The 21,928-nt window shown below is 50.5% G+C and carries 21 protein-coding genes and 2 CRISPR repeat arrays; of the genes, 15 read left to right on the top strand and 6 right to left on the bottom strand.

Annotated features, from left to right (window positions below):
• Positions 1-54: 54 nt before the first annotated feature.
• From E3E29_RS01130 to cas1b, 4 genes are read left to right on the top strand one after another with little or no spacing between them, the layout of a single operon-like run.
• Positions 55-1,164, top strand: a complete 1,110-nt coding sequence (locus E3E29_RS01130) for an ATP-binding protein (RefSeq protein WP_167909138.1) — start codon at positions 55-57, stop codon at positions 1,162-1,164.
• Positions 1,154-1,666 carry a CRISPR-associated protein Cas4 gene (gene cas4 / locus E3E29_RS01125; RefSeq protein WP_167909137.1) on the top strand — a complete coding sequence of 171 codons (513 nt, stop codon included), beginning with the start codon at positions 1,154-1,156 and terminating at the stop codon, positions 1,664-1,666. Before E3E29_RS01130 ends, cas4 begins: the two co-directional genes overlap by 11 nt.
• Positions 1,667-1,676: 10 nt before the next feature.
• Positions 1,677-1,841, top strand: coding sequence for a hypothetical protein (locus E3E29_RS01120; protein WP_167909136.1), 165 nt, complete (start codon positions 1,677-1,679; stop codon positions 1,839-1,841).
• Complete coding sequence (gene cas1b, locus E3E29_RS01115; RefSeq protein WP_167909135.1) at positions 1,838-2,818, top strand: type I-B CRISPR-associated endonuclease Cas1b; 981 nt, start codon at positions 1,838-1,840, stop codon at positions 2,816-2,818. Before E3E29_RS01120 ends, cas1b begins: the two co-directional genes overlap by 4 nt.
• Before the next feature lie 749 nt (positions 2,819-3,567).
• On the opposite strand, the gene cas2 is transcribed toward cas1b, so the two are convergent.
• The 4 genes from cas2 to E3E29_RS01095 all read right to left on the bottom strand — a co-directional run bounded on the left by cas2 (position 3,568) and on the right by E3E29_RS01095 (position 8,510).
• A complete protein-coding gene (gene cas2, locus E3E29_RS01110; protein WP_167909134.1) occupies positions 3,568-3,825 on the bottom strand; it encodes a CRISPR-associated endonuclease Cas2 in 258 nt (85 codons plus the stop codon).
• Between the two features lie 516 nt (positions 3,826-4,341).
• Positions 4,342-5,581: a CRISPR direct-repeat array (repeat unit 30 nt; unit sequence GTTGCAATAAGACTCTAAGAGAATTGAAAC).
• 185 nt (positions 5,582-5,766) lie between these two features.
• Positions 5,767-6,654: an MBL fold metallo-hydrolase gene (locus E3E29_RS01105; RefSeq protein ID WP_167909133.1), complete on the bottom strand. Its 888-nt coding sequence runs from the start codon at positions 6,652-6,654 to the stop codon at positions 5,767-5,769.
• A gap of 120 nt (positions 6,655-6,774) precedes the next feature.
• Positions 6,775-7,701, bottom strand: coding sequence for a hypothetical protein (locus E3E29_RS01100; RefSeq protein ID WP_167909132.1), 927 nt, complete (start codon positions 7,699-7,701; stop codon positions 6,775-6,777).
• 128 nt (positions 7,702-7,829) lie between these two features.
• A complete protein-coding gene (locus E3E29_RS01095) occupies positions 7,830-8,510 on the bottom strand; it encodes a thioredoxin family protein (RefSeq protein ID WP_167909131.1) in 681 nt (226 codons plus the stop codon).
• Positions 8,511-8,642: 132 nt separating this feature from the next.
• Between E3E29_RS01095 and E3E29_RS01090 the strand changes: the two genes are divergently transcribed.
• The 3 genes from E3E29_RS01090 to E3E29_RS01080 are packed head-to-tail and all read left to right on the top strand — an operon-like array spanning position 8,643 to position 10,730.
• The gene (locus E3E29_RS01090; protein WP_167909130.1) at positions 8,643-9,356 is read left to right on the top strand and encodes a transcriptional regulator; all 714 of its coding nucleotides are present in this window, start codon (positions 8,643-8,645) and stop codon (positions 9,354-9,356) included.
• The gene (locus E3E29_RS01085) at positions 9,340-9,543 is read left to right on the top strand and encodes a DUF362 domain-containing protein (protein WP_167909129.1); all 204 of its coding nucleotides are present in this window, start codon (positions 9,340-9,342) and stop codon (positions 9,541-9,543) included. The genes E3E29_RS01090 and E3E29_RS01085 overlap by 17 nt, the downstream gene beginning before the upstream one ends.
• A gap of 5 nt (positions 9,544-9,548) precedes the next feature.
• On the top strand, positions 9,549-10,730 hold the full coding sequence (locus E3E29_RS01080; protein ID WP_167909767.1) for an NAD(P)/FAD-dependent oxidoreductase: 1,182 nt from the start codon (positions 9,549-9,551) through the stop codon (positions 10,728-10,730).
• Here the strand turns inward: E3E29_RS01080 and E3E29_RS01075 are convergent.
• Positions 10,714-11,514, bottom strand: coding sequence for a hypothetical protein (locus E3E29_RS01075; RefSeq protein WP_167909128.1), 801 nt, complete (start codon positions 11,512-11,514; stop codon positions 10,714-10,716). The genes E3E29_RS01080 and E3E29_RS01075 overlap by 17 nt on opposite strands.
• On the bottom strand, positions 11,501-13,696 hold the full coding sequence (gene topA, locus E3E29_RS01070) for a DNA topoisomerase I (RefSeq protein ID WP_167909127.1): 2,196 nt from the start codon (positions 13,694-13,696) through the stop codon (positions 11,501-11,503). Before topA ends, E3E29_RS01075 begins: the two co-directional genes overlap by 14 nt.
• Positions 13,697-13,912: 216 nt before the next feature.
• Here topA and E3E29_RS01065 point away from each other — a divergent pair, with 216 nt between their 5' ends.
• From E3E29_RS01065 to cas5, 8 genes are all read left to right on the top strand, one after another.
• The gene (locus tag E3E29_RS01065) at positions 13,913-14,413 is read left to right on the top strand and encodes a hypothetical protein (RefSeq protein ID WP_167909766.1); all 501 of its coding nucleotides are present in this window, start codon (positions 13,913-13,915) and stop codon (positions 14,411-14,413) included.
• Positions 14,414-14,522: 109 nt separating this feature from the next.
• Positions 14,523-14,783 carry a hypothetical protein gene (locus E3E29_RS01060; RefSeq protein WP_167909126.1) on the top strand — a complete coding sequence of 87 codons (261 nt, stop codon included), beginning with the start codon at positions 14,523-14,525 and terminating at the stop codon, positions 14,781-14,783.
• Between the two features lie 9 nt (positions 14,784-14,792).
• The gene (locus tag E3E29_RS01055) at positions 14,793-15,554 is read left to right on the top strand and encodes a 7-carboxy-7-deazaguanine synthase QueE (RefSeq protein ID WP_167909125.1); all 762 of its coding nucleotides are present in this window, start codon (positions 14,793-14,795) and stop codon (positions 15,552-15,554) included.
• A 9-nt stretch (positions 15,555-15,563) separates the two neighbouring features.
• Entirely contained in the window at positions 15,564-16,559 is a 996-nt protein-coding gene (locus E3E29_RS01050) for a TIGR01177 family methyltransferase (protein WP_167909124.1), read from the top strand.
• Positions 16,560-17,054: 495 nt separating this feature from the next.
• Positions 17,055-17,820: direct repeats of the CRISPR family, unit length 29 nt; unit sequence GTTTCCGTAGGACATAATTGTGTGGAAAG.
• Positions 17,821-17,923: 103 nt separating this feature from the next.
• Positions 17,924-18,649, top strand: a complete 726-nt coding sequence (gene cas6, locus E3E29_RS01045; RefSeq protein WP_167909123.1) for a CRISPR-associated endoribonuclease Cas6 — start codon at positions 17,924-17,926, stop codon at positions 18,647-18,649.
• The gene (locus tag E3E29_RS01040) at positions 18,642-19,994 is read left to right on the top strand and encodes a hypothetical protein (protein WP_167909122.1); all 1,353 of its coding nucleotides are present in this window, start codon (positions 18,642-18,644) and stop codon (positions 19,992-19,994) included. Before cas6 ends, E3E29_RS01040 begins: the two co-directional genes overlap by 8 nt.
• Entirely contained in the window at positions 19,991-20,974 is a 984-nt protein-coding gene (gene cas7i, locus E3E29_RS01035) for a type I-B CRISPR-associated protein Cas7/Cst2/DevR (protein ID WP_167909121.1), read from the top strand. The genes E3E29_RS01040 and cas7i overlap by 4 nt, the downstream gene beginning before the upstream one ends.
• A complete protein-coding gene (cas5, locus tag E3E29_RS01030) occupies positions 20,967-21,659 on the top strand; it encodes a CRISPR-associated protein Cas5 (protein ID WP_342764642.1) in 693 nt (230 codons plus the stop codon). The genes cas7i and cas5 overlap by 8 nt, the downstream gene beginning before the upstream one ends.
• Positions 21,660-21,928 lie beyond the last annotated feature (269 nt).

The raw sequence follows: 21,928 nt of genomic DNA, 5'->3' as shown, positions 1-21,928 counted from the left end.
ACAGTCAAAACTATAAAAATCATTATAGGTAAAACTGTTACAGGTGAAACTGTAATGGAGAACCCCTTCAGATACGGTGAACCCGTCGTCGGTAAGGACTTTGCGGACAGAAAAAAGGAGCTTGAAGAGCTAAAGATGGAGATGCTGAGCGGCCAGAACGTGATAATCTACTCTCCAAGGCGCTTTGGGAAGAGTTCGCTCGTCTACAATGCCATTCTTTCCCTGGAGGGCCAGATCGTTCCCCTCTGGGTGGACTGCTACAGCGTGCTGACAAAGAAAGAACTTGCGGAGAAAATAGCATCGGAGGCTCTGAAGCATTTAAAGCTCCAAAACCTTGTGGAGAGCGCCAAAAAGCTCTTCAAAAAAGTCACTCCAAAAGTCCGGCTTGGAGACACACTCGAAGTCGAGTTCACATTTGGAGAGGAAGAAAAGGCGTTGGGTGATGCCCTTGAAGTCCCACAGAGACTGGCCGAGCATCTAGGGAGAAGAATAGTGGTGGTTTTCGATGAGTTCCAGGAAGTGGCAGAACTTGGGGAGGACGTCCTGAAAAAAATGCGCTCGAAGTTCCAGTGGCAGAAGGATGTGACCTTCGTGTTCATCGGGAGCAGAAGGAGCATGATGGAGAGAATATTCCGCTCGGCCCAGAGCCCATTCTATAACTTTGGCAGGCACATGGTTCTAGGAAAGATTCCGAAGGATGAGTTCAGGAAGTTTATACTGGAGAAATTTAAGGAAACGAGGATCAAGATCGAGGAGAACATCGTAGATAGAGTTCTTGAGCTAACTGGGAGCCACCCCTATTACACTCAGAAGTTCTGCCACAGGCTCTGGTACGTCGGAAAGCTCAAAGGGAGCCTCGAAATTGAAGACGTTGAAAAGACGTTTGAAGAACTCGTTAAGGAAAGCGAGGCCAGCTACATCGAGATATGGGACGCACTACCGTTATCCCAGAGGAAGGTTCTTCTGGCCATAGCCCGAGGAGAGAGGGATCTGTACTCCGCTGAGTTCCTAATAAAGTATGGGTTCAGCTCAACTTCATCAGTTCAGTACTCGATCAAGGCCCTCCGGGAAAAAGAGCTGATACATCGCATTAATGGAGAATTTGAGGTCAGTGACCCATTCCTCCATCACTGGCTTCTCTGGAGGTTTGGAGGTGGAAAATGAATACCCCCTCGACGAGCTCCTCATCGGCGGCACAGAAATCAACTACCTCTTCATCTGCCCCACGAAGCTCTGGTACTTCTCGAAGGGCATCACAATGGAGCATGAAAATGAGTGGGTTGACCTTGGAAAGTTCCTTCATGAACAACGCTACGCCAACGAGGAGAAGGAGGTCCAGATCGGGAGCATAAAGATAGACTTCATCAGGAAAGGGAACATCATAGAAGTCCACGAGGTCAAGCTCGGGAAGGCGATGGAGAAGGCCCACGAGATGCAGGCACTCTATTACCTTTACTACCTCAAGAGGCTCGGCATCGAGGGGAAGGCGGTTCTCCACTACCCGAAGCTCAACGAGACGAAGGAGATAACCCTTGACGGCAGGGAAGAGGAAGTGGAGGCGGCAATTCTGGAAGTTCAGAGGATAAAATCACTGCCCGCTCCGCCGGAGCCAGTTAAATCAAAAAAGTGTAAAAAGTGCGCCTACTACGAGCTGTGCTGGGTTTGAGGTGGTGGATGTGGAAAGAAGCATACGGCTAGGAAAGCGTCTCCCCCCCGAAGATATTGAGAAATCCATAATGGGGGGCTTTGACGAATGCATTGGAAAAATTGAGGGCTTCCTGAAAGATGGGTCTTGGAAAGAGAAGAAAGCAAAGAACACTCACAACGGTGAAGGAAAATGAGAAAACGCTCCCTCACCCTCTTCTCTGACGGAAACCTCTTCCGGAGGGAGAACACACTCTACTTCGAGAACGCCAGCGGGAGGAAGCCCCTAGCCGTTGAAGGAATCTACGACATCTACGTCTACGGTCACGTGAACATAAGCTCCCAGGCCCTCCATTTCCTGGCGCAGAAGGGGATAACCGTCCACTTCTTCAACCACTACGGCCACTACGACGGCAGCTTTTACCCGAGGGAGAAGCTCCATTCCGGAAACCTGGTCGTGGCACAGGCCGAGCACTACCTCAACCGGGAAAAGCGCCTCACTCTGGCGAAGCTCTTCGTGAGGGGAAGCGCCCTCAACATGGAGAAGAACCTCAAACGATGGAAGGTCGCCGATGGATTTTTGGAGCTTTTAGATGAACTCTTCAGAGAGCTTGAGAGCGCGAGGAAGATAACAGAGGTTATGAACGTTGAGGCAAGGATAAGAGAGGAGTATTACAGCCTTTGGGACAATGCCCTTCCAGGGGGCTTTAAGATTGTGAAAAGGACGAGAAGGCCGCCGGGGAACGAAATGAACGCGCTGATAAGCTTCCTCAATTCTCGTCTTTACGCCACCATCGTGAGCGAACTCTACAACACCCAGCTCGCCCCAACCATAAGCTACCTCCACGAGCCGGGCGAGAGGAGGTTTTCGCTCGCGCTTGATTTGAGCGAGATATTCAAGCCGATAATAGCCGACAGAATAGCGACGCGCCTCGTGAAACAGGGTATAATCAAGAAGGAGCACTTCAGGGGTGAGCTTAACGGAGTTTTGATGACGAAAGAAGGTATGAAAACCGTCCTTGAGCATTACAACAAAGAGCTGGGCAAGAGTGTGAAACATCCAGGACTCAAGAAGAACGTTACGAAGCAGAGGCTGATTAGGCTTGAGGCATACAAGCTGATTAAGCACCTTGTTAGGGTTAAGGAGTATGAACCCCTGGTGGCTTGGTTTTGAGGAAGGGTTATGAAAGATTCAATTTGCCGGTTCTTTTCCATGAGGAGGCTTCAGAAGGAAAAACCTCCAGTACCTTCATCTTTTCTGATCTCTTCATATTATGGAGGGTGGGGCTTTCAAAGGGAGAAAGTTAGACGTGAAAGTGATGTTAGAGCGTTCTAATTCCTTTATACTATGTAAAGCTTATACTATGTAAAGCTATTGTTTTCACATGTTTTTGCACGTGAGAAGAGGGCGTTAAGCGTATCATCAAGATATGATGTTCAATGTGCGCGAGAAGGTGAAACAGTTTTTCAAGTTAAACTTGAAAAAAAGTAGAAAAACATGAAATGTTGGGGTGCAACTATAATACGCGTGAGAAACTCACGCGTGTTCTTGAGTGTTTGTGCATGTTTTTTGTTTTCAATTTCTTTATTCACTCTTTTTCAGAAATTTTATAGCATGCGCATTTTTGTGTTTTTCTACTTCTTCTACTTTTTTTCAAGTTAGACTGAAAAAATGTTTGATCACATTGCAAAAACTGTGCACGCTCATGACCAAATGAACCTCCCTCTCCTCATACCACAACTTCACATTTCCTAAAGCTAACATTATCAACATACACGCACCCACTCCCCCCTCCATCATAACATGCATTGCTTTTTCTCTTTCGAAAGCCTCGCCCTTCAGGGTGGGGAGGAGGTCATTTCCTTTCAAAATGAAGTGAAAACTGTATCTTCAGGCCGGATATGCAGTGCGGTGGAGAGACTCTAAATGATGTCCTCTATGGGATTCTTTTCCACTCCAATTATTTCCCTCCTCGGTCCTGAGTGGAGTTTGTAGATAACAACAGAATCCTCGTTCTCATTGATAAGCCCTTTTATGCCTGTTTTTATCCTCTTGAACTCTGCCCTCGTGACCTCCCCTTCGAAGACGCTGTTCTGAACCCAGTGCAGGTGCTGGCGCAGAAACTTTTTGACCTTATTAACTCGCTCAACCGAGATGTCGTAGACAATGATAACGTACATGCTATCACCATAGTCACTACAGTTCGATAATTTTATAGTTTTTGGCTCGTATCACGTTTAAATCCTTTTGTTGTTCAAACAGGATTTTAATAAGCAATTAATCTAGAAAATACCTGTTAATTAACCCTAGGAAGTCTTTAATAACCTTTAGTTACTATCTAACAAAAAGTTGTTTTTATAGATAAAATTATGACGAAATTTTTTCAAAATTCTGAACAGAGGCGTATGGAGGCTTCTTTAATGCTCGTCCCCAGTGCAAATTGAGTATTTTTGTGCGAAAAGGCATAAAAGCAGATCAACCTGTGTTTAAAGCTCTTTAAACGTTCCGGAAGTCTCACGTATATAGTTATACCCTGACTCAAGGGAAGGGCAAGGAGGAGGTATTGGATAGAAACTTACTTCAGAACCCTGGATTGAAGGCTTCTAGGGGCTTTTTAAAGTACCCTTTGAGGAAAAGCTTATAAACTTCGACCGCTCTTGTTAGTTCAGAGGGCAAACTAGGGGAGAATTCGCCCTGTTGCAATAAGACTCTAAGAGAATTGAAACTCATCAAGCGCTCGGCAAGGCGTACAAGCGCTACGGGGTTGCAATAAGACTCTAAGAGAATTGAAACTTGAAGGTGAGTTTCGCTATGTAGCTCATTCTCCCACGTTGCAATAAGACTCTAAGAGAATTGAAACGTTTGAGCTCCTCGATAAATCATTCAAAATGATAGTGTTGCAATAAGACTCTAAGAGAATTGAAACTATTAGCCCTGGTGGTGAAAATGGGCTTTTTGTCCAAGGTTGCAATAAGACTCTAAGAGAATTGAAACTGAAGTAGTCCTCCATAAGCTTCTTTTGTTCGATGAGTTGCAATAAGACTCTAAGAGAATTGAAACGCTTTTTGCGGACGATTGGTAGAACTGGCGCCTCTTTCGTTGCAATAAGACTCTAAGAGAATTGAAACGCTCAAAGGCTCACAAAGATGAGCATGGCGGGGGCTTCAGGTTGCAATAAGACTCTAAGAGAATTGAAACGCCTGGTCGCGGATGGCTGAGGCCGGGGACGTGTCGTGTTGCAATAAGACTCTAAGAGAATTGAAACGGGCTGACGGTGAGGACGTAGAGCCCGGCTCCCGCGTTGCAATAAGACTCTAAGAGAATTGAAACCCGCGTCTATATACTCAGGGCTAAGGGAGCTTCCGACGTTGCAATAAGACTCTAAGAGAATTGAAACAGAAGTACTGCGACGTTTTCGGCGCTGACAGGGTTAAGTTGCAATAAGACTCTAAGAGAATTGAAACGCATGACATAGAAGCGTCTTTTAGTGGGTGCACCGGTTGCAATAAGACTCTAAGAGAATTGAAACCTGGCCGACCTGTATCTTTATGCCGTCGACCTGCGCGGTTGCAATAAGACTCTAAGAGAATTGAAACGTGGAGTTGTTGAGGCATTTCTACTGTCGTCACGATCGTTGCAATAAGACTCTAAGAGAATTGAAACCTTGTCTATCTCCCGCGCCATCTCGTCGAGCTCGGCCTCGTTGCAATAAGACTCTAAGAGAATTGAAACTGGGATTACCTCCAGCACCCCATAAGAACTTGCACTCGGTTGCAATAAGACTCTAAGAGAATTGAAACTTTCCTGTGAGGATGATAGTGGCGGTGTTGTTTTCTAGTTGCAATAAGACTCTAAGAGAATTGAAACGGGACGATAGGGAACGGGAAAATAAAAGACTTTTGTAACGTTGCAATAAGACTCTAAGAGAATTGAAAGGTACAGACAATCCTCGTCTTTCTTTTCCGTCAGTTTGAAAGCGAGAAAAATTAAAAATCACTTTACTTTTTTCTCTTGAAAGCCTCGCCCTTCAGAGCGGGGAGGAGGTCAGCACCCCCTCAACCAGACGCCTCTCAATGAGCCCTAAATGGAAAGAACGAAACGATGGTACCGCATAAGGGGTTTTATAGGAGTTCTATGACTTTCCCCGCGTGGAGTTTCTCAAAGTCCTCACCGAACTCGCTAGCGAAGAGAGCTTCCGCTTTGAGGCCGGTGCAGTGGCCGGCGTAGACCTTTTTAACTCCAATTCCCTTCAAGGCCACAACAGTCTTTTGAATCCTCTCCTCATTGGCATCTATCAGATGGAAACCGCCGACAACTGCATGAACGCTCTCAACCCCGCTTATCTCCCTTGCCTTCTGCGCCATGCTGACTATTCCCGGATGAGAGCAGCCTCCTACCACGACAAGGCCTTTTCTGGTGTTTATCGCGAGTCCTACCTCATCGTTCACGTCATCCTTAACTATCCTCCCATCCTCAAGTTTGTAGAGGCCTACCGAGGTCTCTTTTTCGAAGTCAACCCTCTCCTCAACCGGAACCTCCCCAAGGGTGAACACTCCGGGCATTATTTTTATTGGATCCCTGCTAAGAACCCATATCCCACCAAGCTCCTCGATTTTCTCCTTTGTGCCTCCCCTAAGTGGTGGAATCCCCGCATAAACGAACTCCGGATCCATCACAAAGCTCACCTTGAATATCTCAGGGTGGGCAAATACCGGTACCTCCCTCTTTATCTCCTCTATGATGCCCAGAAGGCCCCCAGTGTGGTCGAAGTGACTGTGAGAGAGGACAATGGCGTCTATTTCGCTGGGATCGAGCCTGAGTAGCTTCATGTTGAAGAGGATTGGCTCGGCGTAGGAGGCCGTGTCGAAGAGGATCCTCCGTCTGGTCTCTCCAGACCTTGCGTCGATGAGAAACGAAACCCCATGCTGTGCCCAAAAAGGACTATTGTAACCCGCGTAGTCATCGGCTAGGACGTAAACCCTGGCGTTATCCACCTTCTCGACTTCCATCGGAGCACCCCCGTCACAAAGTTACCCGAACAAGTCTTTTGTGCGATGCTATGAGTTAATATATGAACAAGAGGTTATATGGTTTACCTCTGAGAGCAGAGAAAATAGAACGGAAAACTCTCAGAGGGACGATGCCACCTCAAGAACTCTCTCAAAGACAGTCCTGTGGTTGCCGAAGGCCTCGTACATTCTGCCGGAATAGCTTGCCGATGCAGTTTCAAGGAACTCGCGGAGGTTATCGCTTATCTCTTCGTTCATTGGGACATGGAGCGGGGCGGGCTCGTAGTAGTCGAGGCCCTTCATGAGCGCGGTCGAGAAGTACCAGAGGGTCTTTCTGACCTTCCTCCCCTTTATTTGGGAGAAGCTGGCCTCCATGCAGTTGAAGGCCGCGTGGAGGACGACCATCATGTCTATCTCAACGCCCTTTTTAAGGAGCCACTTCCTCTCAGGATCGTCCTTCAGATCCTTTATTCTATAACCGCTCCTCGTCTGTTCGTCGCAGGGAACATCGACGTCGTAGATTCCCTCAACGCGTGGGTCGTAGACCAGAACCTCAGTCCCACCAATGATGTAGAGCTTCCCGTTCCTGACCTCCACAACGGTGTTCTCGGTGCTCAGAACCGGTAGTCCGCGGGCCAAGGCGAGAACCGACATCGTGCTCTTACCGGTATGTGGGTAGCCCACGAACAGGATCGCTTTGCCGCTGGGTGCCACGATGCCGACGGAGTCTGTTATGAACATCCTTCCTGACTTTGCCGCGGCCCTCGCCGCCGCCTGGAGTATGAAGAAAATCGGCGCCTCGTTGCCGTAGGCGGAGGGGACGCTGGACTCTATCTTGTACTCGTCCTTACCAAGGTAGTCATAAGACGAGCTGAAGACCCTAAACTCTTCGCCCTTAAAACGCTCAACGACGACCTGAGGATCCCCTGAACCGGGTCTCACGTCGGGAAGATAGCGCCTCGAGAAGAGCCCACTAAAAGCGTCCTCAAAACCGTCGTCAAGCTCCCCGGTAAACCTGACGTTCACACCACCTATCCTCGTGCTCATTGGCTCCCCCGCTATGGGTGGGCCGTGAGATTTATAACTTTTCCGTGGAAACTCCAAAAGTTCAAAAGATGGCTGCATTAACAGGGAAGTGAGAAGGCAGAAAAGCGAAGGGAAAGGAACAAAAGCCCTCACTCGAGGGCTGCGAGGAGCTTCTCCATGAACATCTTCTCCGGGTATGCTCCCTCGAACTGGACCTTGTCCTCGCCGTCCACCTGGATGACGATCTTCGGGACGGCCATGACGCTGTACTGGTCGGCCCACTCCGGGTACTCGATGGCCTCGACCATGTCGCCGAGTATCTTGCCCTTGCCGGCGTTGGTGTTCTCTATGGCTAACTTGTGGGCCATCCTGACGGCGAGCGGGCAGTACGGGCAGGTCGGGGTGACGAAGACGAGTATCCTGACGTCCCTGTTAATCCCGACGAGTTCCTGCTTGCTCTCCGGCATGAGGTCGGTGGTGGCGTTGCTGACGTCAACTATGTCCTCGAGAAACGCACCGAACTCGTGGCCAGCTGGAAGGCCGAAGAACCTGACGCCCATATCCTTGCCGTCCTGGGTTATGGTAACGGCCGGGGCACGGTCGATCCTGTACTCCCCGGCTATCTTTTTGCCCTCCTCTGTGTCGAAGTCGTGGAACTCGTAGGTGAGCTTGTCGCTGAGCTCGGCGAGCTCCTGAACGAGCTGCTTGAGCTGCTCGCAGTACTGGCAGTGCTCCTTGCCAGTAAAGCCGATAATCTTGACCGGGTTGGCCAGCTTGGAGAAGAACTCCTCCCTAATTACTTTCTTGTCGGAATCGCTAATCAATCCCATACCAGCACCTCCGTCTAAAGGTTTATAACCCGCTGAACGCAATCAAACGTGACCTGGAATCCCCAGGTTTGCAACTTAAGGTTGAATGTTCACTATATAAGCTTTACGTCACAGATTTGGGTGGTGTGGGCCATGCCTGAGACGGAACCGGATGTGTTTTACATTCTAGGAAACAAGGTCCGGAGGGATCTTTTAAGCCATCTGACGTGTACTGAATGCTACTTCAGCTTTTTAAGTAATAAAGTAAGCGTTTCTTCGACCGCCGTCGCCAAGCACCTTAAAATAATGGAGCGCGAGGGAATTTTGAAGTCCTACGAGAGGGAGGGCCCGTTCCTCGGCCCGGCGAGAAAATACTACGAGATAAACACCGCAAAGACGTACGTAGTCACCTTAACTCCAAACCTCTTCTGGTATCGCGGCCTTGAGCTCTCAAACGACGGCCTCAAAAAGGCCTCGATTGATATAAGCGGAATCCCCGAAAAACACGAAGGGCTTCTGGACGAGGTGCAATCCTTCCTTCTCCTTACGAAGGAGCTCGAGAAGGTTCTGGAGCTTCTCAGAACAATAGAGAGCCGGAGAAACGAGCTGATGAGGGAGATAAAGGAGCGCTACCTGAGGGAGATAGGTGACATGACACAGCTGGCCATTCTCCACTACATACTCCTCACGGGCGGTGCCACTGTGGACGAGCTCAGCGACAGGCTCAACCTCAAGGAGAGAGAAGTCCTCGTAAAGGCACAGGAACTGGACAGATTCGTACCGTTAAGAATAAAAGAGAACTTCATCGAAATCGATGAGGAAAGGCTAAAACAAAACGGCGGTGACACCAATGCCGGAGAAGATTAAAGTTGTGGTCAATGAGGACAGGTGCTACCTCTGTGGCGGCTGCGCCGGTGTCTGCCCGACCCTCGCCATTGAAGTCCACTCGAGTGGCTGGGAGTTCATCCAGGAGGAGTGCATAAGCTGCAGGATATGCATCAACGCCTGCCCGGTTGGAGCTTTAAGCGCTGAGCCACTGGAGGTGAAAGAATGAACGAGATGAAATACGACGTCGTCGTTGTCGGCGCGGGTATCGCCGGCCCGATAGTGGCCAGAAACGTTGCTAAAGCCGGTTACTCGGTTCTTCTTATCGATAAGAAGCCCGCCATAGGAAGTCCAAAGCAGTGCGCCGAGGGCATAAGCATAAAGGTCTTCGAGGAGTACGACATCCCCTACGACAAGCGCTACATCAACCGCGAGATTTACGGTGCAAAGCTCTACTCCCCGAGCGGCTACGAGCTGGAGCTCAGGTACAAAGAGGCCAGCGGCGTAATCCTTGAGAGAAAGGTCTTTGACAAGATGCTCGCTTACTACGCCGCCAAGGCCGGTGCAGATGTTCTCGCGAGGACGGAGGCTCAAGACGTCATAAGGAAAGATGGCAGAATAGCTGGAATCAAGGCAAAGCATGAGGACGAACCGGTCGAGATCTATGCCGAGGTAATCGTCGCCGCTGACGGCGTTGAGAGCACCATAGCCAGAAAAGCAGGGATAAACACCTACGCTCCACCGCATGAGTTCGATTCAAGCTACGAGTACGAGATGCTCATAGAGGGCTACGACCCCGACCTCATACACCTCTGGTTTGGCAACGAGGTCGCTCCCAGGGGATACGTCTGGGTCTTCCCGAAGGACGAGGACAGGGCCAACGTCGGAATAGGCATCAACTCGGATAATCCGCAGACGGCCAAGTACTACCTCGACAAGTGGCTCAGGGAGAACAACATACCCGCCAAGAAGCTCCTTGAGATAAACGTCGGTGTTGTCCCGGTTGGTGGCTTCGTCAAGGAGCTTGCAAAGGACAACGTCCTCGTAGTTGGAGACGCTGCCAGGCAGGTTAACCCGATGCACGGTGGCGGAATGGCCGAGGCGATGGAAGCGGGAACCATAGCGAGCAAGTGGATAAACAAGGCCCTCGAAGAGGAGAACATCTCACTCCTCCAGAACTATACCAAGGAGTGGTGGGAGACCGACGGAAAGAGGCTTGAGAAGGTTCTCAAGGTCAGGAAGGTTACCGAGAAGCTCACGGATGAGGACCTCGACCTGTTCATTCAGCTCCTCAGCAGCGCGGACGCTGAGAAGATAGCCGGCGGGGACTACGGAGAGGTCATCAAAGCACTCCTGAAGCACCCGAAGGTTCTCCTGAGCAAGCGCAGGATTTCCCTGCTCAAACAGCTTCTTTAACGCATCTAAACCCCCTATTCTTTCTTCTTGAGAAAACCACTATTTCTACAGGAGTGCCCAGGTTCACGCTTCCCCAGCGAGAGGTTACCCTCTTCCCGCTGGAAAACCGGTAGTAGACATCAACGTCCCCGGAGGCGACCTTCTCAAAGTTATCCACATCTACAAGCTTGGATATCTCCTCACAGCGGCCGTCCCTGCAGAGTATGGAGGTGGGTTCAAGGCCGAGCCTCATCTCAAGGTAGAGCAGCGTTGAGAACTCCTCGATCCCCGGTGGGTTCATCTCGTATATTCTCCTCGCGGCTTTGAGGAGAAGGGGGAACCGCCTATCACCCTCGCTCGTGCCGTACCCCAGCTCCCTTAGTGGTTCCCTTGGGGGTTCCCCATTTAGGGCCTTTCTGAGCTTTATCACCCTGTTGGCCCACACCTGAATCTCCTTTGGCTCACCAAGGAGCGAGAGCCTCCTGTCGAGAGAAAAACCCTCCTCCGGGTCGAGGTTGGAGAGGGCACCGAGCTGGACTCCAACCTCTGGAATGCTCACTAAGAGTCCTTCATCTCTAAGGAAGAGCAGCGCCTCAAGGAAGGTTACGTAACAGTCATCAAGACCCTCCGAGTTCCCCTCCAGGAAGAAGCGGAGGCTCGCGTCGGCGAGGTTCAGGAAGATACCAACCTGTGCGTCGCGGAGGTCCTCTAGAGTCAGCTTTTTCTGGATGGACTTCACCCGAAGCTCCCTGAAGGCCATCCTGGCGTTCTCAAGGAACTTTCTGGCGGTTTCAGCGTTTTCCACTGGAACCACCGCCCTTTTTCCAGTCCTTGCAGTTCATGTCAACGCATATCTCGTATTCGCGGTTTCCCTCGCGTATCTTCACGACGGGCGCCCCACCGCAGCAGGTCTTGTTGGTCGGGATTATCTTACCGCGCTGTAGGAGGGGGTAGGTGACGTCGCACTTGGGCCAGTTCGAGCAGCCGACGAAGCGCTTTCCGGTCTTCCTGTTGTAGCGGACCACAAGGTCGCCGCCACATTTGGGACACTTACCGATGACGAGGGCCTTTCGTTCGGGCTTTTTAACTGGTTCGGAGCCGGATTCTCCATCCACTGCCTTTTGAACCGCCTTCTCCTCTTCCTCGCTGAGCTCATTCACGGCTTTGGTCTTCTTCGCTGTTTCTTTGCTTGTTGTTACCCCGGTTCCTGTGCTTTCCAGGAGCATTCTACCTATGTCGAGCTCCTTCTCTTTGAAGACATCGAGGATTTTTACCAAATCATTCTTGCTCTCCTCGATGACCTGATCCTTGTTCGCTTTTCCGGCCATGATGTCCTCCATCTTCCCCTCAAAGGCTTTGGTGAGCTCGACGCTGACTATGTCGGGGACGTTCTTCTCAAGGGCCTCGACAACGCGCATTCCCAGCGGGGTGACCTTTATCTTCCTCTTGCCCTCGATGTAGCCCCTGCTGTACAGGGTTTCCAGTATCTGGGCGCGGGTTGCCTTGGTTCCAATTCCCAAGTCTTCCATCCTCTTGATGACCGCCGCCGGAGAGTAGCGCGCCGGTGGTTTGGTCTTCTTCTTCTCGCGCTTTATCTGGAGGACTTTGACGGACTCACCTTCCTTGAAAGCAGGAAGGATAACCTCGTCGAACTTGACGTACTTACCATATACCTTTAGCCAGCCCTCCTTAACGGTTCTCGCACCGCTCAGGATGAAGCGATGGTTGTTGGAGTTTATGATGACCCTCATCGTTTCCCTTACCGCGGGCTCCATGAAGAGAGCCAGAAAACGCCTGACGACCAGGTCGTAGATGTTCTGTTCGTCCTTTGTGAGGTCACCGGGCTTTGGGAGCTCTCCGGTTGGGTAGATGGCTGGATGGGCAGGGTCTTCCTTCTTGCCCTCAACGGGTTTGAGCTTATCCTTCCCCAGGAGTTCATGGGCGAAGGGCTTGTAATCCGAGAGGTGAGCCAGCTTCTGGATTATGCCCTTCAGGTTGAGGTTCTTCGGGAGCTTCTGAGAACTCGTCCTTGGATACGACTGTAAGCCCTTCTCATAAAGCTTCTGTGCTATATCCAGCGTCTTCTTTGGAGAGTATCCGAAGGCTGAATAGGCCTCCCTCTGGAGGGTTCCGAGGTCAAAGGGCACAGGAGGCTTTCTGCTCTGCTGTTTGACCTCAATCCTCTCAACGAAAGCCGGCCCCTTCTTGGCCTCCTCGACTATCCTCTTGGCCTCTTCCTCGTTGAGGATGCGTTCCTTCTCGTAGTTGGCGGTGTACCCCTCCCCATTCTTCTCCAGAACCATCTTTATGACCCAGTAGGGGGTCGGTTTGAAGTTCTGAATCTCCTTCTCTCGATCAACCAGGAACTTCAAGGTGGGCCCCTGGACTCTACCTGTTGAGAGTACCATCCACTTGCCGCTGGCGCGCTTTATGGCTGACGTAAGGGCCCTGGAGAGGTTAACGCCCCAATACCAGTCCAGAACATGCCTCGCCACGCCAGCATCGGCCATACCGAAGTTTATCGTCGATTCCATGTTGTACCAGGCCTTGAGGAGGTCCGCCTTGGTTAAAGCCGAGAACTTCATCCTCTTCGCCTTTGACGGGTCGACACCGCAGGCGTATTTGAGGGCGGTGTAGCCTATGACCTCACCCTCCGTGTCGTAATCGCAGGCGACGACGAACTCATCGGCTTGCTTTGCCAGCGTCGCAAGGGCCTTTATATAGTCCTTTGCGTAGCTCTTCCCCTTTTCGGCGACATAGACAGGCACCCATTCGATGTCGAAAATGGGATAACCGTAGGTCTTAACTTTGGGGGCGAGAGAGAAGAGATGTCCTACCGCGGGAGCCACGATGACCTTCTTTCCGTCCCGTGTGAACTCGTAATAGCCCACCTTCCCGATGGTCTTTCTCACGGGTTTGCCTTCGGCCAGGGCATAGGCTATCTTCCTGGCAACGTTGGGCTTCTCAGCGATGATGAGCGTGACCATAACAACACCTCAACTTTGTACGGGGCGGCGTATAAAAATCCTGCGGAACAGGTTTTGGAGGAAGCGGAAGGGGGGCTTTGCGAGTGTCGCCCCTGGGGGTCCCGACTTCATCGCAACCCAATACTCGTCGGGCATTGGGATTTTGGGTTATTACCCTAAAAATCTGCCGGGCGATATCCTTTAATAGGCCCCATCGAACTCAGAGCGGTGCGAAAGATGGGAGGAACCGTGAGCAAGATAATCCACTTTGAGGATGAAGAGGAGTTCATAGACGACATGGATCGCGTCCTTGAGGCGTTCTCGTATTTGACTGGCAGGTACGGGCACAATCCCATCGAGGGGATCATCCTCTGGGACTCCATCGGAATCCAGGACAGGGACGGTGTCAAAGTCTTCCGCGTCGGGGAGTTTCCGTTCGCGGAGGGAACCTTAAACCTTGACCTTGAGGAAATCCGGCTGCTTGAGAGGTATTTTGACGAACTGGAGAGCAAGTGGGACGAGCTGAGCGTGGAGGACATCAGGCACTTTGTCGACCTAATGAACAAAGCCTTAGGGAAGGAGATAGTGATATACGAGGCCTACGACCTCGGACTGGACAGAAACACCGCGTACGTCCTCATTAACATAGCAAACATCCACTACCTGGATTCCATACTTGAGGACGAAGACAGAGAAGTCTTTGAGAGTGCACTGGAGCTGCTCCTGAAGTACATTTGACGGACGCGCCGATAGTAGAGCCAAAAGTTTAGATGATTAAATAATAAAACAATTAAACAATCAAATAATTCGATTGTGCTGTCCCCAATGGACTGAAAAGGTGGTATGTATGTTGTTCAGAAAGGGAGGCATCTTCACTGAGGAGGACGCGAGAAAAGTCGTTGAGTGGGTAAGCGCCCATCCCGAAGAGAGGGAGCTAATAGTGATGGCCGAAAGAGTAACGGGAGAGGCCAAGAGACGCCTGTGGGACTACGCGAGGGCGGTAAAGCTAATGGCGGACATGACTGGCGAGGGGAGGGAAGTTAAGGTCGAAATTCTTGAGGGCTTCGTGAGCGAGCATGTGAAGGGACTGGACGTCGAGGAGCTTTGAGGTGATAGAATGCGGGTCATCATAGCAGAGGTCTTCAACAGCTGGCAGGGAGAAGGGGGGAGCGTCGAAGGCTCCGCGTTCGGGAGGAGGCAGATATTCGTTAGATTCGCTGGCTGCGACCTTCACTGCGTTTACTGCGATTCAAAGGAGTACATCGATGCTTCCCGCGTTTCCCGCTGGAGGCACGAGGTGGAACCCTTCACCGGAAAGTTCAAGTACAGGCAAAACCCAGCGAGTGTGGAAGAGGTGACTGATGCCATCCTACGGCTCGATACTGGGGACATACACTCGATAAGCTATACCGGTGGAGAGCCGACCCTTCAGGTAAAGCCCCTGAAAGCCCTGATGGAGAGGATGAAGGAGCTCGGCTTCGATAACTTCCTCGAGACCCACGGCGGCCTCCCGGAGATGATTAAAGAAATCGCAACGCTGACCGATTATGCGAGCGTCGACATAAAGGACGAGAGCGCAAGGGCGACGGAAGACTGGAAGGGCCTTGTTCTCAGGGAAATCGAGAGCATCAGAATCCTGAAGGAGGCCGGGGCGAAAACCTATGCAAAGCTCGTTGTCACGAAGGAGACACAATTAGAGAACGTCCGGTGGTACGCCTCACTCCTGAAAGACCTCGCCCCGCTCGTCATCCAGCCGAGAGAGCCGATAGACATGAGCCCGGAAAAGCTGATGGAGTTCTACCGCGAGGCGGCGGGAATAATGGGAAGAAAAAACGTCGGGCTCAGCTTCCAGGTGCACAAGTACCTCAACGTCCTCTGAGGTGGTCGGATGCTCTACGTGGAAATACTTGGAAACCTGCCGGAGATGGCGGGGGATGAAGTCAAGGCGATGCTAGAGCTGGGCGGTGGGAAAATAACCGGCCAGGACTACCTCGTTATTAAGGTCGAGGCCGACGAGAAAGCCCTCCCGTTTCTGAACAGACTCGGACTGGCCCACGAGTACGGTTTTCTTCTCGTCGAAGCGGATTCTGTTGATGAACTCCTCGGGAAGGCGAGGGAAGTCGATTGGCCGATAAGGGGCACATTCAAGGTCGATACCGAGACGATGAGCAACTGCGGGCACGATGTTTTAGACCTCCCGCGGAAGCTTGGGGGAGTTATACATTCTCAGGGATTCAGGGTGAACCTCTCAAAGCCTGATACGCTCGTAAGAGTTTACTGCGGCGAGAGGCTCTACACAGGGGTAAGGCTGAAATATTTCGACCCAAAGACCTTCGAGAGGAGGAAAGCCCACCACAGGCCGTTTTTCCGGCCAATCTCACTCCATCCGCGCTTTTCCAGGGCTCTCGTTAACCTGGCCAAAGCGAGGAGGGAAGTACTGGACCCCTTCATGGGGGCAGGTGGAATACTCATAGAGGCCGGTCTGCTTGGCCTCAGGGTCTACGGCGTGGACATAAGGCCGGAGATGGTGGAGGGGGCCGAGACCAACCTCAGGCACTACGGCGTAAAGGATTACACCCTCAAGCTCGGCGACGCTACGAGGCTGGAGAAGCTCTTTCCAAAGAAGAAGTTTGAGGCGGTGGTAACGGACCCGCCCTACGGCACCGCCGCGACTCTCGCTGGCAGGGAAAGGGACGAGCTTTACCGGAAGGCTTTGAGGAGTATCTACAGCGTGCTTGAGGAGGGTGGCAGGCTTGTAACCGCGTTCCCCACCAGCTTTGACGGGGAAGGTGAGGCCGAAGCGGTGGGATTCAGAACGCTCGGAAAGTACTACCAGAGGGTTCACAAGAGCCTAGAGAGGTACTTCTATGTGTTCGAGAAGTAACACACACGAAAATAAAGGGAGTTTGACGTTTGTTCTTTACTTTTAGCGGCTTGTTCTCCCGTAGATTTTTAATTTAGGGGTCAAAACGTATATTTTTGAAATTTAACGGTGGTAAGTCGGGTTTCAATTTCTGATTACCCCCGCAGTGGTAATCTTTGACAAAATGTGTCCATTTGAGAAATAAAGCTGAAAAAGTCCTAAAAAGTGGATTGAGCAATCGTAAGGCCAGTTTAGATAGTTAAACGACCCTAAACAGCCATAGATCAAATTTTTAATCGCACTAACTTATTCAATTCTGAAAAACACGATTTCGATTGTTTGGTGTGCTCATAGAACCCGGTTCCTATTCGCAATGAAGCACAAAATGACTGAAAAAGCTCCTCTATTTTTGTGACAGGGTTATAAATGGTCTGCAGTGCTACAGGTTTTCATGGAAAGTCTTAAATAGAAGCTTAAACAGTGTCTTATTTGCCAATTAAAGGAAAAAGAGTGAGAGTTTCCGTAGGACATAATTGTGTGGAAAGAACCTGGCTTTCTGGGAGTGTTCAGACTGAATAACTGTTTCCGTAGGACATAATTGTGTGGAAAGCCACAATAGCGGGAATAATCAAAAAGCTAAGAAAAGTTTCCGTAGGACATAATTGTGTGGAAAGATGTATTCATGGACGTCCGGGAGTGTTTTTAGTTTCTTGTTTCCGTAGGACATAATTGTGTGGAAAGTTGCTCCTTTCCTGAGACGTAGCTGAAATCCCAACTTCCGTTTCCGTAGGACATAATTGTGTGGAAAGAGCGGGAACCCGACACAAAAAACAGCACCTAATAGCGTTTCCGTAGGACATAATTGTGTGGAAAGATCCATTGGTTCGCCATTCTTCACCACCTCAATCTTCTATCGTGTTTCCGTAGGACATAATTGTGTGGAAAGGGGCAATCGATAGACGTGGAGGACATGCAAGCGGATTGTTTCCGTAGGACATAATTGTGTGGAAAGCTGTCGTCGTGGACTATTCCGATGTTGCCAGAGCTAAGAGTTTCCGTAGGACATAATTGTGTGGAAAGCAGTATCTATGAGAGCCCCCGTGGGAACCTAGGGGTTTGTTTCCGTAGGACATAATTGTGTGGAAAGAGCTCATCGTTGCCTTCTGCAATCTCCCACACCTTTTGTTTCTGTAGGACATAATTGTGTGGAAAGAGGTCATTATGTCGGGACCTCGGTCCCGGCGAACACCCACGTTTCCGTAGGACACTTCTGTATCGAAAGCAACGCGACGTTCTGCCTTAGGAATTCCAAAAGATATTAGTAAGGTTTATAAACTTTAACAGTCAAACACATATCTGGCAGTTCGTGCTGTCCGGTGAAAATTATGCGACTAAAATTGTCATTAATACCCCAAAATGGCAAATTTTCCCGCCCAAACAAGCACGCAGTTCAGGGCTTTATTTACCACATGCTGAAGGGAACCGAGTACGGGCAGAGACACGATCAGCCCAAGTTCAAGTTTTTCACGTTCTCAGACTTCTTTGTGGACAGAGAAGGGAAGGCGACGTTTTTGGTTTCTTCGCCGGATTCGGGTTTTATTCGAGCCCTTCAGTCTGCGGTTAAGGAAAGGGAAAGTGTCTACATAGGAAATGACGAGTACAGGGTAGTGGAGATCAAAAAGTTCAAGCTCCCACTCCGAAACAGGTTCCAGACGGGTTCGCCAATTGTAATCTACAGGAACTCCGAAGAGGACGAGTACTTCAAGCTCCATGCCCACAGAGACCTTTGGTTCTTCCTTGAGAGACTCAAAGACAATGCAGAACGGAAGTACAATGCGTTCTACAATGATGATTTCATTCTTGAGGGGCCTCTCTTCGATAGGCTCATCCCGAAGGTGCGCAATAACAACAAACTTGACGTCTACGTAAAGGTCGTGAAGAACGGAGTCCCGTTTCCAGTCATAGGCTCCAACTGGGAGCTTCTGGAGAAAGAGAGGATAGAACCTCAAGAAAGAAAGTTTTACAGATTCATTATGGAGGCTGGGTTGGGGGAGAAGAACAGCCTGGGATTCGGATTCCTCAATCCCATAAGGGGGGAAGGACGTGCTTGATGCCTATCTCAAAAACGGGGAGCTGTTTTTGAAGGAGATCGGTATGGCTACGGTTACACCCGAGGCAATCTCCAGGGCATATCTAAAGCCTATCAGCGAGATGACCAATGGCTACGTCTCCGTGGAGTCCGATGCAGAAGCGATAGCCATCCTAAGGAGATTTGGGTTTGAATTATCTGGAAAGACCAAGGACATTCTCTCGGGGCTAACAAGTGGCAAAAAAGGCACGTGCTCCATCTGCGGGAAGAAAACGGAGGTAGTTCCCAACAGAGCTTTCATATTTCCATTCGAGCGGAAGATAGACTCCATCGTTGATGAAAGCAACAGGCTGAGCCTGTGTTCAGAGCACGCCTTCAAGCTGTATGCGGCCATGGCTTACCTTTACACGGTTCCAACGGGGGAGGGAATGCTTAAGTTCTTCTTCGATGCTCCAGAGAGGGATTTAGCGCGGTTCAAACGGACGTTTAAAGAGGGCTTTTGGAGGGAGCATTTTCAAGTCGTCTCCCAGGAGAAAAAGGGAAAGAGGCAGTACTCAATCAGAACTTCTCTTACCCTCAGCAGATACCATCCAAACGAGGCATTTTTCTCAGTCCTTCACGAATTCGTCAAGTTCCTGAAGCGGAGAAGGATGCTGAAGAAAACTCTGGAGACTGGACGAACAGTTAGAACGTACTTGGTATACGGCGCCGGACAGTTCTACCGGGAGCACGTGATAGAGGGAACGACCCTCGAAAAGCTCATCGGCTTCATAGACAGGGTTCAGAATGCAGGAAAGGAGATGAACTGGGGAAAGAGACACCTTGACGCCTGGGACTCCGCGGTTGTCACCTTCTACGAGAACCTTGAAATCCCGCGCGGAAAGGACCGCTCCAAGAACTACCTTGAGCGCGAGGAGTTCGTGAGGAAACTGCTCGAAGGGAAGTTTGATTTCGTTCTTTTGAACACGATATTTATGGAGCGGCTCAAGCGCAAGCTGACCCTCCCGCCCTATTACTACACATGGGCACACTCATATCTGAATGTATTTGGAGGTGGTGTTGTGGACATTAAAACGTTTGAGCAGGTGAACGGACTCGGCTACAGTCTTGGAATGAAGATGAAGGGAACGAACCTCGAGCGCTACCAGTGGGAGCTCTTTAGAGCCAGGGGCTTTGAGGAGTTCCTGAACAAGCTGGTCGAGCTTCAGGGCAAACTGGAAGAAAACTTTGACCTGAGGCCAGTGTACGAGAACCAGGGCGAATGGAAGGTCTTGAAGGCCATACTCCTTAACGGTATGCTCAATGCCCTTTACGGGCAGGGAAAGAAGGATAACATTGACAAGAACCCAAAGGAGGGATCTGAATGAAGGCTATTGAGGTTGTTACCCTCACAAAAGTTGAAGGGGCAAACCTGAACTCAAACGGGACTGAAGGAGTTATATCTGTCCTCAAAAAGGTCCGTGATCCCGTGGATGGAAGGGAGTACGTCCGCGTGAGCGGTCAGAGCACCAAATACCACCTGAGGATGCTCCTCAAGGAGCTCGGCTGGAAGCTCAGCCAGGTCGTTCCCAAGAGCGAGGGTGGCCAGAAGGTCATAGTTTCACTCGGTGAGCCTCACAACTACATAGATGACGACCTCTTCGGTTACATGATAGCCAAGAAGGTCGACGGAAAGAACGCGACCTTGAGGAGGACGGCCGTCGTCAGGACGAACGGCATGATATCGCTCTTCCCATACCAAGAGGACAGAGACTTTGGAGTCCGCTACGACCCGAGCGGAGACAACCACAACATCTACGAGACGGAGATAACAACCAACGTCATGAGGGGCAACTTCTTCATAGAGGTAGACAGGCTCGGCGTTTTCAAGGAGGGCCTTGAGGTTCCGAAGCTCCAGGGGCTTGAGGAGAGGAAGGAGAAGGACGCCACTGGAAATGAGGTCACCCTCTACGTCCTCCCGAAGGGAGAAAGAGAGAAGCGCCTGAAAGCCCTGCTTAAGGCGATAATGCAGTACTATGGCGGCGCAAAGCTGAGCAACTTCTTCACGAAGGTCTATCCTGAGGTGATGGTCGTCGCCCTGCTGAAGCACAAGATACCCGTCATCGGAGACGCCCTCTGTGTGAAGCCCGGCTACGTTGATAGAAAGCTCTTCCTCGACGTTGACCTCCTTAAAGAGACCGTCGAGACGTTTGAGAGCAACATAGAAAAACTCTACATCGGCCTCTTCGAGAACCGCTTCGCCAACGTGGAGGAGCTCAGAAAGACCTTTGAGGGCTCCGGGAAGGTCGAAGTACTCGGCATGAGAGAGCTGAGAGAAAGGATAGAAAAGCTTGAGCTCGGTGAGTGACGTGCTGGGCCTCGTAGTTGAGGTCAGACCCCTGCAGGCCCATTTCAGGGTGCCTTACAACTCCCTCCTCCTCGACAGCTATCCCTTCCCGCCAAGGACGACGGCGATAGGAATGTTAGCAGGCGCGATGGGCCTCCCGGAAGAGGGATTCAAGAAGCTGCTCAAAGAGCTCCGTTACGGTGTTATCATTGAGAATCCAGGCTCAAGGGTCGAGGAAAAGGCCGCAATATTCAAGAGCGCGAACTCCCCACTGTATCCGATAACAAAGACCCTGTTCCACATGCCAATGTACAGGATGTTCTTCGCTGGGGACGAGGGGGCGATAGAGAAAGCCCACGACGCCCTCTTAGACCCGGTCTTCACCCCCTATCTGGGGGACAGCGAAAGTGTGGTCTATCCAGCGCGAAGGAACTACTTCCGCATGGTTGACGTCGAAGAGACAGAAGAATCCACGCTCAGGAGCGTCATCCCAGGCGAAGCGTACGAGAAAGGTGCCCGGTTCATCCTGATGAGAAAGAACAACCTCTTTCCAAGGGAATACAGGATGCCTGTGAACTTTGTATACAAGGGGAAGAGTAGGAGAGCGATTTACAGGAAAGTCGTGGCCTTTGCAGGGGGCTTTGTGGAGCTGGCCAATCCGGTGAACGTGCTACTCTTCGATGGAGAGCCGGTTTTTGTGTTTTAAAGCTCTATTTTTCTCTCATTCACCTTTATTTATGAATTTCAATTGATTTAGAATCTATAAAGCGACATTCAACCTGTTAGAAGAGTTTTTGTTTTCTGTTTATCACCTTGTGGTAAGGATCAGACAAATAGACACATTTTGCAAAGAAAATCTAAGAAGCTCTAAACACGCCACTGGGACAAAGTTCTTTGAGTTTGAATAGTTAAGAGGCTCGAATTAATCGTGGATTTTGTTTTTAAGTGCCGGATCATGCGTAAAATCGCTAAAGT

This window comes from Thermococcus sp. Bubb.Bath (genome assembly GCF_012027595.1).
Classification (GTDB): Archaea; Methanobacteriota_B; Thermococci; order Thermococcales; family Thermococcaceae; genus Thermococcus.
The sequence above is the reverse complement of the archived record's forward strand: the minus strand, read 5'-3'. Positions and strand labels throughout refer to the sequence as shown.

What these genes read in the sequence shown, in the direction of transcription:
- E3E29_RS01130 (WP_167909138.1), top strand. Translation starts at nt 55, where the DNA reads ATGGAGAACCCCTTCAGATACGGTGAACCCGTCGTCGGTAAGGACTTT.
- cas1b (WP_167909135.1), top strand. Translation starts at nt 1,838, where the DNA reads ATGAGAAAACGCTCCCTCACCCTCTTCTCTGACGGAAACCTCTTCCGG.
- cas2 (WP_167909134.1), bottom strand. Translation starts at nt 3,825, where the DNA reads ATGTACGTTATCATTGTCTACGACATCTCGGTTGAGCGAGTTAATAAG.
- E3E29_RS01105 (WP_167909133.1), bottom strand. Translation starts at nt 6,654, where the DNA reads ATGGAAGTCGAGAAGGTGGATAACGCCAGGGTTTACGTCCTAGCCGAT.
- E3E29_RS01100 (WP_167909132.1), bottom strand. Translation starts at nt 7,701, where the DNA reads ATGAGCACGAGGATAGGTGGTGTGAACGTCAGGTTTACCGGGGAGCTT.
- E3E29_RS01095 (WP_167909131.1), bottom strand. Translation starts at nt 8,510, where the DNA reads ATGGGATTGATTAGCGATTCCGACAAGAAAGTAATTAGGGAGGAGTTC.
- E3E29_RS01090 (WP_167909130.1), top strand. Translation starts at nt 8,643, where the DNA reads ATGCCTGAGACGGAACCGGATGTGTTTTACATTCTAGGAAACAAGGTC.
- E3E29_RS01085 (WP_167909129.1), top strand. Translation starts at nt 9,340, where the DNA reads ATGCCGGAGAAGATTAAAGTTGTGGTCAATGAGGACAGGTGCTACCTC.
- E3E29_RS01080 (WP_167909767.1), top strand. Translation starts at nt 9,549, where the DNA reads ATGAAATACGACGTCGTCGTTGTCGGCGCGGGTATCGCCGGCCCGATA.
- topA (WP_167909127.1), bottom strand. Translation starts at nt 13,696, where the DNA reads ATGGTCACGCTCATCATCGCTGAGAAGCCCAACGTTGCCAGGAAGATA.
- E3E29_RS01065 (WP_167909766.1), top strand. Translation starts at nt 13,913, where the DNA reads ATGGGAGGAACCGTGAGCAAGATAATCCACTTTGAGGATGAAGAGGAG.
- E3E29_RS01060 (WP_167909126.1), top strand. Translation starts at nt 14,523, where the DNA reads ATGTTGTTCAGAAAGGGAGGCATCTTCACTGAGGAGGACGCGAGAAAA.
- E3E29_RS01055 (WP_167909125.1), top strand. Translation starts at nt 14,793, where the DNA reads ATGCGGGTCATCATAGCAGAGGTCTTCAACAGCTGGCAGGGAGAAGGG.
- E3E29_RS01050 (WP_167909124.1), top strand. Translation starts at nt 15,564, where the DNA reads ATGCTCTACGTGGAAATACTTGGAAACCTGCCGGAGATGGCGGGGGAT.
- cas6 (WP_167909123.1), top strand. Translation starts at nt 17,924, where the DNA reads ATGCGACTAAAATTGTCATTAATACCCCAAAATGGCAAATTTTCCCGC.
- cas7i (WP_167909121.1), top strand. Translation starts at nt 19,991, where the DNA reads ATGAAGGCTATTGAGGTTGTTACCCTCACAAAAGTTGAAGGGGCAAAC.